Origin of the sequence: Vibrio lentus (genome assembly GCF_002875945.1) — a bacterium.
Classification (GTDB): Bacteria; Pseudomonadota; Gammaproteobacteria; order Enterobacterales; family Vibrionaceae; genus Vibrio; species Vibrio apostichopi.
This window is the reverse complement of the sequence record NZ_MCZK01000077.1, coordinates 1-9,905: the sequence shown is the minus strand read 5'-3', so window position 1 is coordinate 9,905 and position 9,905 is coordinate 1. Positions and strand designations below refer to the sequence as shown.

Below are 9,905 nucleotides of genomic sequence, written 5' to 3'. Positions count from 1 at the left end.
GAATTACGCAACAAAGCCCAAAGCCTAAGACATCCGACCATAATCACGGACGATCGTCTGATGTCTATTTAGGATTTTTCCTACATTTTGATGGGTGTAACTATGGTCTAATTTATCAGTATTCTGATTTTGCTGAATGATTTCTATGTGGTTTTAATTTGTTAGCAAAAAAGGAAACGATCAATATTATAATTATTTAGGTTGCTTCATGCGCATATTAGTATTTTTGTTGTTTACATTACCTTTTTCGACTTTAGCGAAAGAAAGGAATGAATTGTACTCCTACTTGGGCGAGGAGGACTTTTTATACGAAAGTAACCCTTCAATCATATCATTTGGTATAGGAGGTCACCGTATTAAAGCCGGTGATGCAAACGGCCTGTACTTGGGGGGTATCAAGTCAATATCAAATACTGATTTTGGTATCTACGGAAGAGGTGAGTTAATTTCAGATAAGTATAAAACAGGCCATTTTTGGTCATGGAATATGGCATTAGGTGTTGGGTATTATATTTCACCTGACTATATTCCGGTTGTTACCGTTGGTAAGTGTTTTTCTAACTATTCTACGTGTTACTTTAACACTAGGCACCCTACAGCAAATGACGATGATATAGATGCTTTTTATTATGGTGCTGGCATGTATTTCAAAGACTCGATATTTGATACTGGGACCTGGGAGTTGATGTTCGATTGGAGTCCTTATAAGAATTATAACGGCACGGGTTTATACTTTGGCTACGGGTTTAAATTTAAATGAAAATACACACCAGACTATCATTATTTGTAATTGTGTTATCATCCAAATTGTACGCGTCTCCTCAATTAGATTTGAACTTAGAACTTGATATTGATGAGCCAATCTATACAAAAGACATAAATATACTATTTACGCAGTCTATAGAAAACTCATATAAGGTTTTATCTAGCAAGTATGCAATAGAATCAAAAGAGCACCTTTTTGATTCTGCTCGTTATTACTATATACCAACTGTATCAGTTTCATCACAAGTAAAACAAAAAATGGACAGACCCGGTCACCCGTCGCCGTTCACTGAGTTTACACTCGATCTTTCTGCAAAAATGAAAATATGGAGTAACGCAACCTCTGAAAATAGAGACTCTGCATTCTATTACTTAAAGTCAGCTAAAGAAAACTATAATGAAAGTGTTAGCGAGATATTCAGAAAAATTAACGTGAATTTATTGAAAATAGAGTACTCCCTGACTTTTCTCGCTCGTTCTGAAGAATATCGGAAGCGAATGAACGTTTTGTTGAATAACATGGAAATATCAGCCCGTTCTGGACTGTTGAAAAAGTCAGATAAAATATTTGCAGAAGTAACAGTTAAAAAATTTGATGAATCTATACTTAACGTACTGTCACAAATCGAACAGTATAAAAGTGAAATGGATAATATTACATCTCAAAGGCTTTATGATGAAGGTTACGGGTTAGATCGTGACTATATAAACTCTGTTATGACTACGAAGCCTGAGTACTTTGAAATAGAAAATGTAATGAAAAATAATTTTTCTATCCTTTCTAAAAAGTCGGAATTAGTTGCAGAGAGAAAGAAAGCAGAAGGAAGCAATGAATACTTTACGGTAGAGTTACAGACCGTTCACGATATAAAGGAGCACAAAAAATCGAGCACTAAGAATGAAGATAATCAAGCTACATATGGTTACACATATGACGATAATGGTGATTCATATATAGGTATCCAGTTTTCTTTTAATGGAATTAATTACGGAAGCTACAAAACACAAATGAGTGAGTTTGAACTTTACAAGCAGAAAATGATTGAGTTTGATGAGTTTGTGCATGGTATAAATGTAGAAATTATTGCACTTAAGGAACAGTATGCTCTTGTTAACAAAAGAATTGATAATATAAATAATCAAGTAGACTTAACGACAGATGTCATAAATAGTCAGATGAATGAAATGAGTGTTGATGAGTCAAGTGTATTAGACGTTTTTAGAAACGTATCATCTTTATCTGATTTAGAAGTAAATCATCTTATGGCTCAAAATGAGCTAGTTGATGTTGTTAATCGAATTTATGCTCTGAACTCTATATTACCTCAAAGCTATGTCATTAAATAGAAATATTAAGGTATCGGTCTGTGCCATACTATCATCGATCTTAATATACATTATTTTGATAACAAAGTTCGATGTAATATCTGAAGGTGAAGGTGTATTGTCTATAAATGATAGTAATATCAATATATTATCACCATCGTCCGGAATTATACAGGATATATATATAACTAGAGGTGATCATGTAAAGAGTGGAATGAAGCTTCTGACTATCGGAAATATTGAGGATAGACATAAAAGAAACCTTCTAGAGTTTAATAGTGATTTTTATTCAAGTAGAGTAACTGAATTGTCTGAAGAATTGGTTGGTCTAAAGGAAACGTTTAAAACCGGCCAACCTATTGATTCTAAGTCTGAATCTTCAAAAATATCAAAGGTCAATAATAGATATGAAGCTTATGAATTAAAGAAAAATGATTTAATTGACAAGAAGAAAGACTTTGTAAAAAAAGAAGAAAACTTTAAGAAACAAGAACGTCTTTTAGAAGAAAAAAGTGAATTAATAAAAGAATCTTTGGGCAACACAGTTCGTTATTTAGATTCAAAACTTGATGTTGAAAAAATCAAGATTCAAGCAATAGAAAGTAAGTTGCTTTTAAATGAAGTTGAAAGTTCAGTTGAGCTCGCGTATCAAGAGTTTGTCCAGTTAACACTTGACCTAATTAGTCAGACTGAAGACGAACTGAGAAGATCTAAAGAACAGCTTTCTTTGAACGTATCAGAATTTAATACCGTTCTAGATAGGATTCAGTCAACAACGATTAACTCCAATATTGATGGTTCAGTATTGTCTTTGAAAGTAGGGTTGGCGAAAGGGGTTTATATAGAAAGAAATTCAGAAATCTTAACACTTAAGAGAAGAGATGATGGCGTTTATGTTGATGCTAAGTTTGACTCAAAATTTAGGCCGTATTTAACGGTTGGTCAACAAACGAAGGTTAAAGTTGATGCGCCTGGAATTAGAGGGTTTTACTACGGTAAAATAAAAGACATAAGTGTAGATTCATTTGAATATGATGAATACTCCAAACAGGGCCGACGTTATTACAGTGTTAAGATTTCATTCTATGACAATGATGAGGTCATTAATAAACTCAATGGGTTGTTAGGTCTAAAAACTTCCGTATATGTTATTAATGATACGATGACATTTCTTGAATATATAGTCTCATTTTTTAATAAAGATTTGGATTTTTCTGTATGGTAGGTTTTATTGGAGTGTTATCTTCATCGCTATGTATATTGATTTTGGTGTTTATTACGTTGATTGTGGGGTATATCGATTCGTTGTTGCCTGAATCATCAGTTTTTAGAATAGATGAGGCGACTTTCAGGTTTCCTATATCCAGTTACTATGTGACTGATGACGTTATCAACGAACTCGAATTTATTATTAGTGATCTAAAATCTAATAAAGATTTTGTCGTTGATTCTTTGGCTATCGGCTGTAGTGAAGGTTTTGATATTGATAAAGCATCTGCTAACAATCTGATGGTTTTTAACTCAATTAAAGTTAGTAGCGGTTTAGATATCGATTCGGTTATGAACAATAAACCGATTTTTGACGAAAATAAGCTTAATTACTGTTACGTAGATATATTAAGGCGAAATAATGGATGATGATAACTTGGGTTCTATGGTTGATGCTTTAACTGGCGCTATGAGCGCTATCTTGTTAGTTACCATATTTTTGATGGTTAATACAATGTCATCTATTTCTGATTCAGTAAAAGAATATGGGAAGGAATCTTTATATAAAAATCAAGAAATGATATCAGACATCTTTAAGCGAGAAGCACCGAAGTTGGTATTGAAAGATAACCGAGTATATTTTTTTCAATCTTTTAAGCTTACTGACGAACAGATCCGCTCGTTAGATGAAGATTTTATATATTCAGAACCTAAAAAGTTAATTGTTTATTCAGACAGTGATGAATCGATTTTAACATACAATACATTACTATTTGTTGAATCTACCTATCTACGTGAATATATAGATAAGTTAGAAGTTGTTTATTTTCCATCTAAGAATGATGGTTTAACCGAATTTGTTTGGGAGTGATTTAAAATGAAATACATAGGGTACACTCTGTTTTTGTTGGTTTTTATTCTAGTTAGCTATGTAGATACCGTAAAGAATTTCTTCGTGGCTGCTCTAGATTTGGCTCCGGAAATTACCTATCTGATCGCTTTTTTTTATTGTTATATAACAGTAATGGCTATCGTTCTTGGTATGTTCCCAAATTTAGTAAAGAGTCGGACATCTGTTTTACAAAGTCACTTAGCTATGGCTTGTTCTGTGATGGTATCGCTTGGTTTGGTAGGCACTTTTTTGGGCCTTGTAGATATGATATCTGGTATTGGTGCAGCCCTAACATTAGATGCAACTGACTTTGCTAAACGGATGGAAAACCTTTTAAGTGCGATTTCTTCATCTTTGGGTGCAATGTCATTTGCGTTCATGACTTCTATATTAGGTGTCGGGATTTCTGCATACTCTATGGTGGCTGGTAATTTCGTAATAACATCTTTTTCTGAGGGAAATAAAAATGAAGAAAACGAAAATATCAATGTTTATGGCTCTGGTTTTGATAAAGAAATAAGTCATCGATTGGATTTTTTAGAAGAGAAAATTAGCAATTTGACACTATATTCAATCGAAAGTGACGTTACACCTTTAATTATGTTTGATGCTTTGACTAAGCAAAATGATAAGTTCATAAATGATATCGTAGCAATCACTGATAAGAAGTTAAAGTCGGCGGAGAGGGTTGAGGCAGCGTTTTATAAGCAGGAAGAGAGCCGGAATTTGTTAATAGAAGAAATGAAAATTAATAATGCACACTTAGTAAGCTTATCAAGGTCGCTAGATGATTTTATTCAAGCTCATAACAAAAGTTCCTTTGTGTTAGAAGCTGGGATGAAGAAAAATTACGATAGTTTAGAAAGTATAAAAGAATCAACAAATGCAGCTGTTTCTAATCTAACGGACTTCAAATTAAGGATGAAAAAAATACTCAGTTAATATCTGAAGGTCACACTTTATGTGGCCTTTAAGTGTTTGTAGTTTAAGGTTTTATTTATTAATTTTTTACACTGTGTTTAAAGTGTGTATTACTCAACAGTTGGTACCTAAGATGATAAAAGTTCAAGTTTCTAGCATTAATGAAATTACTGTAACTGGTTTCGATATAACCGTAAGAAAACCGAATGGCGAAACTCAAAAAATTCCAAATGGTGTTACCTCTCTATTGAAAGGCGATCTTATAATTTCTGGAATTGATGGTTCTCCTCTCTTAAAAAGTGACATCTTCAAAAAAGTAAATCTAGAAAGTAATTCTTCCGTTCTAGTTCCTACGATGATTAACTCACAAGAAGAAGTTGTGGATGAAAACTACAAAACTCAACAAGACGGGGAACCAGCATCGACTCAATCCCAAGAAGAGTTAGAGGCATTACAAGAGCAAATTAAAGAACTCACTGAGCTAAAAAGACAACTGGAAGAAGCTAAAGAAGAAGACGAAACTTCAGAAGAGCAGGAATCTAACCTGGAGCTCTTGAACGAGCTTTTGAACCAAACAAACTACGCGTTCATTGATAGTCAGATGCTGCAAGCTAATGAAAATGGCGAAGCGGAATCAGAACTAAATGACAACACCAGTACCAATAGTTCGAATGAGCAACCATCAATTAATACAAGCTCTTCATCTGGTACTAATTCTCAACCTATCACTGAAGGCGAGGGTGAAAGTGATAAGGAAGAATCAACATTATTTGTAGAAGTTCAACTTTCCAGTCGCAGCGATAGTGGCACGAAAGGCGATTTTATTACCAATCTTAGTAAACCAACATTCGAGGTAAGAACGCTTGCCGGTGCGACTGTTAGTATTTCCATAAATGGGGTCGTATATGAAGCTGTCGCCGACTCAAGTGGTTTTGCGATCGTAACTACTTCTGGCGAGCTAGCTGACGGCGAGTATAACTTAATTGTCAAAGCTGTAGACGATGCAGGGAACGAAGAATCAATAAATCAACTGCTTGTTATAGATACGGTTCCACCAGAGGTAACCATTCGTCTCGATTCTGATACTGGTTATTCTGAAGTTGATGGTATTACAAATGTAAATAGACCGACGTTTAAGGGGACTGTGGGTGGTAACCCTGAATCACTAACCATTACTGTTGGCGACATTAGTTATGAACTTCCAGTAAATAACGGAGAGTGGTCATTCACTTTTCCTGTCGAGATTCCAGACGGTACCCACGAGTTTATTATTTCAGCAATAGATGCTGCTGGAAATGAAGCGACGGTAAGTCAACAAGTTGTGATCGATACCGTTAATGATTTTTCCGTATCATTAACGGGGCTGACAGATTCTGGGATGTTAGGCGATTGGGTCACAAATATTGATAGACCAATATTTGTTTTCAAGCATGAAGCCGGATCAACGATAGAAATTACGCTAAATGGTATTACGTATGAAGTTGATGTTAATGAGTCCTCTCCTACTAATTACCAGCTACCTATATCTCTCACTGAAGGTGCTCATCATTTGACGTTTGTTTCCATCGATGTTGCTGGGAACCGTTCTGAAATCGAGCAAGAAGTAATAATCGACCTCACGCCTCCTCAGTTCACATGGCTGGGTCTGTCTGACGAATCAAATACAGGTGATATTACAGACAACGTCACAGCTGTAACTAATCCAATATTTGTAGGACGTGGAGAAGTTGGCGCAACTATACTCGTTGAAATCGATGGATTTACTTATTCGACCAAAGTTGATGATAGTGGTAGATGGTCACTATCTGTAAGTAACAATCTATCCGATGGCACTTACATTATTTCAGCACATGCAATAGATGTTGCAGGTAATGCTTCTGAAGTTGTGGGTACTGAAGTCGTGATTGATACAGTTGGACCCACCATAACAGGAGGCCTTGACTCTAGCTCAGATACTGGGCAGTACAATAATGACGGGATAACGAATGCAGAGACCTTAATTTTCAAAGGTGAAACAGAACCAAACCTGTTAGTTACACTTTTTATTGAAGAGCTGGATTATTCTACTGCGGTGGATGCTGACGCGCAAGGTAATTGGGAATTTGATGTTAGCAATCTAGAGGAAGGTAATTATAGCTACTCCATTTCCGCGGTTGATGCTGCAGGTAACGATAGCGTAAATGCGGTTAAAGGCATGATAGTAGTCGATCGAAGTATTGATAACTTTTCAGCTCAGATCTCTGACGAATCAAATTCAGGTGACATTAGCGATAATATTACCAACGTTAAAACTCCGACTTTTTCGGGAACTGCAGAGCCAAGTTCGAAAATAACAGTCACTATTAAGAACGTAAGTACGGGAGATAAGCCTAGTGTCTATGGTCCAGTAACGACTGATGATAGTGGTCAATGGTTCTACAGCGTTCCTGACGAACTCAGTGATGGCGATTACCTTGTAAGTTTCTCTGTATTGGACCTTGCTGGTAATACGGATTCAGTAGACTTTACGATTGTTATTGATACACAAGTTTCACTGACAGCAGAATTGAATTCAACTTCAGACTCAGCTGAAGTCGGAGACTTAATTACTAATGTAAGCCGTCCTGAATTTAACGGGACCTCTGACCCAGGCTCTACAGTATATTTGCTTTTAACTCACGCAGAATCGGGGGCTAAGGTAGAGTTAACAACAATCGCATTAGCTGATGGTTCATGGTCTATAGTGACGCCTGTGAGCTCATCGTTGAGCAACCAAGGAGAGTGGTCTTGGGTTGTTAATGCCGTTGATGTTGCTGGAAATAATGCTGACCCTGTTAGTGGTTTCTTCTTATTTGACAGTATCGCACCTGGCGTAATAGTGGAACTTGCCTCGAGTACTGGTTTTGATGAATTACATACAAACGATAATACTCTTAACTTTTTGATTAAAACTGAGGCTAACGCAAAAGTTTCAGTATCTATTTTTCAAGTGACTAATAGTGTTATATCAACAACTCCTATTTACGAATCAGCAGCGCCGATTCTAGTGGGTGATAGCGGGCAACTCGTCTATAACGTTACGACTCCACTCGCTGATGGAGAGTATGCGTATCAAGTGTCGTCGACGGATGTCGCGGGGAATGTCTCTGTGACTGAGCTAAATTCTGTCACAATTGATACGGCGCCTCCCGAGCTCGGTATTATTACATTAACCGATAACTCTGACTCAAACCTTGTTGGGGATAATATTACAAATGAATCAAATTTAATTTTAAAAGGTGTTGGTTCTGAAGTTGGCAGTCTAATTCATATTACTATAACAAATAATAGGACAGGCGAAATATTAACTTTAGATCCTTCCAATTACAAAGTTGAGTCCGCCAACTGGATATATGAACTCCCTCAATCTCTAGAAGATGGGAGCTACAACCTTTCATTTCAAGCCGAAGATTCAGCAGGAAACACGTCTGCTCATAGCGATCTAGAAGTCATCATTGATACGGTACCACCAGAACTTGGTTCAGTTACGTTAGATAGCAACTCTGATACAGGTATATCGGATGGTGATTTTATTACACAAGATAGGAATCCAATATTTGTAGGCTCAGCGGAAAAAGATTCAACTGTAGAGGTACTTATTTATCGAAGTGACACTTTAATCAAATCAAGTTCAGTAAAAGTTACAGACCAGAATGGACTTTGGTCCGTAAAAGTTTCAGATCTAAGTGATGGTGAATATCGTTGGGTTGTAAAGGCAACAGATATCGCTGGAAATACGGCAACTCTTGCTGAAGATGACCAGCTACTAACTATTGATACAATTTATCAGGGCGCTACAGGTAAACTGCACGATGATAGTAACTCGGGGGATAAGCTAGATAATATTACAAATCATCATGGTGTCAAATTATCTGGTACAGGCGAAGTAGGTTCTAGTGCGCAAATAAAATCTCTAACAGGCCTGGATGGCTCAAATATTGATATTTCTGCTGTACCAAATACTGTAGTTAATGAGTCAGGGGATTGGGTGTTGCAGTTACCTGGTTTGATGCTCGGTGAGGGTAACTACCAATGGACCGTCGAATTGATAGATCTTGCAGGAAATAGCAAAAATCTTTCAGGAACTGTTGTTCTAGATACAATTACGAACATTGATGCGATTCTTGAATCTGATTTTGGTGTGTCGGATACGGATGGAATAACCAATGCGAAAAGTCCCACCTTTTCAGGCTCGGGTGAGGTTGGAGGAGTTGTAGAGCTAACTGTTGTCGGGCCTGATGGCAGACCAGTGGTGAATATACCGACAACAACTGTAGCATCGAATGGCGAGTGGAGTGTAACTATCCCCGAGTTGTCAAAAGAAGGGGACTATTCGTGGTACGCAGAAGTAACTGACGTGGCAGGGAACACAGCCTCTACGAATGTTAGTACATTTACACTAGATATGACCGCTCCAAATATTCTTGAAGCTAAAGTGGTCTTGGATAATTCGATTGGATTTGAAAGCGAACCTATAAGAACAAACAATGATCAACCAACATTTGAAGGTAAGATATCAGAATCAAATGGAGTTGTTGTTGTTCATCTATATTCAGTTATTGATGGGGGCGTAAGCCCTGGACCAATATATACGTCAGATCCGACAAATATAGATTCAAAAGGTGGTTTTTCGGTAAGTGTCTCAGACTCGTTAAGCGAAGGAGAGTTTCAATGGACTCTAGAAGTCAGTGATATTGCGGGAAACAAAACGAATAGCGATCCGCAAACGATTGTGATTGACAAGACTGCACCAACGTTAAGTGATGTTTCGTTA

The 9,905-nt window shown here is 36.7% G+C and carries 7 protein-coding genes; all 7 read left to right on the top strand.

What is annotated here, in order from left to right:
- Positions 1–208 precede the first annotated feature (208 nt).
- The gene (locus BCT49_RS05620; RefSeq protein WP_102434479.1) at positions 209–760 is read left to right on the top strand and encodes a hypothetical protein; all 552 of its coding nucleotides are present in this window, start codon (positions 209–211) and stop codon (positions 758–760) included.
- Positions 757–2,112: a TolC family protein gene (locus BCT49_RS05615; RefSeq protein ID WP_102434478.1), complete on the top strand. Its 1,356-nt coding sequence runs from the start codon at positions 757–759 to the stop codon at positions 2,110–2,112. Before BCT49_RS05620 ends, BCT49_RS05615 begins: the two co-directional genes overlap by 4 nt.
- A 193-nt stretch (positions 2,113–2,305) precedes the next feature.
- Positions 2,306–3,316: a hypothetical protein gene (locus BCT49_RS05610; RefSeq protein WP_157938602.1), complete on the top strand. Its 1,011-nt coding sequence runs from the start codon at positions 2,306–2,308 to the stop codon at positions 3,314–3,316.
- Positions 3,310–3,729: a hypothetical protein gene (locus BCT49_RS05605; protein ID WP_102434476.1), complete on the top strand. Its 420-nt coding sequence runs from the start codon at positions 3,310–3,312 to the stop codon at positions 3,727–3,729. The genes BCT49_RS05610 and BCT49_RS05605 overlap by 7 nt, the downstream gene beginning before the upstream one ends.
- Positions 3,722–4,171 (top strand): hypothetical protein, encoded by a 450-nt coding sequence (locus tag BCT49_RS05600; RefSeq protein WP_102434475.1) that lies wholly within the window; start codon positions 3,722–3,724, stop codon positions 4,169–4,171. The genes BCT49_RS05605 and BCT49_RS05600 overlap by 8 nt, the downstream gene beginning before the upstream one ends.
- Before the next feature lie 84 nt (positions 4,172–4,255).
- Positions 4,256–5,134, top strand: coding sequence for a hypothetical protein (locus tag BCT49_RS05595; RefSeq protein ID WP_133151650.1), 879 nt, complete (start codon positions 4,256–4,258; stop codon positions 5,132–5,134).
- Between the two features lie 112 nt (positions 5,135–5,246).
- Positions 5,247–9,905: Ig-like domain-containing protein (locus BCT49_RS05590; RefSeq protein WP_198595823.1), on the top strand; the 4,659-nt coding region annotated here is incomplete at its 3' end.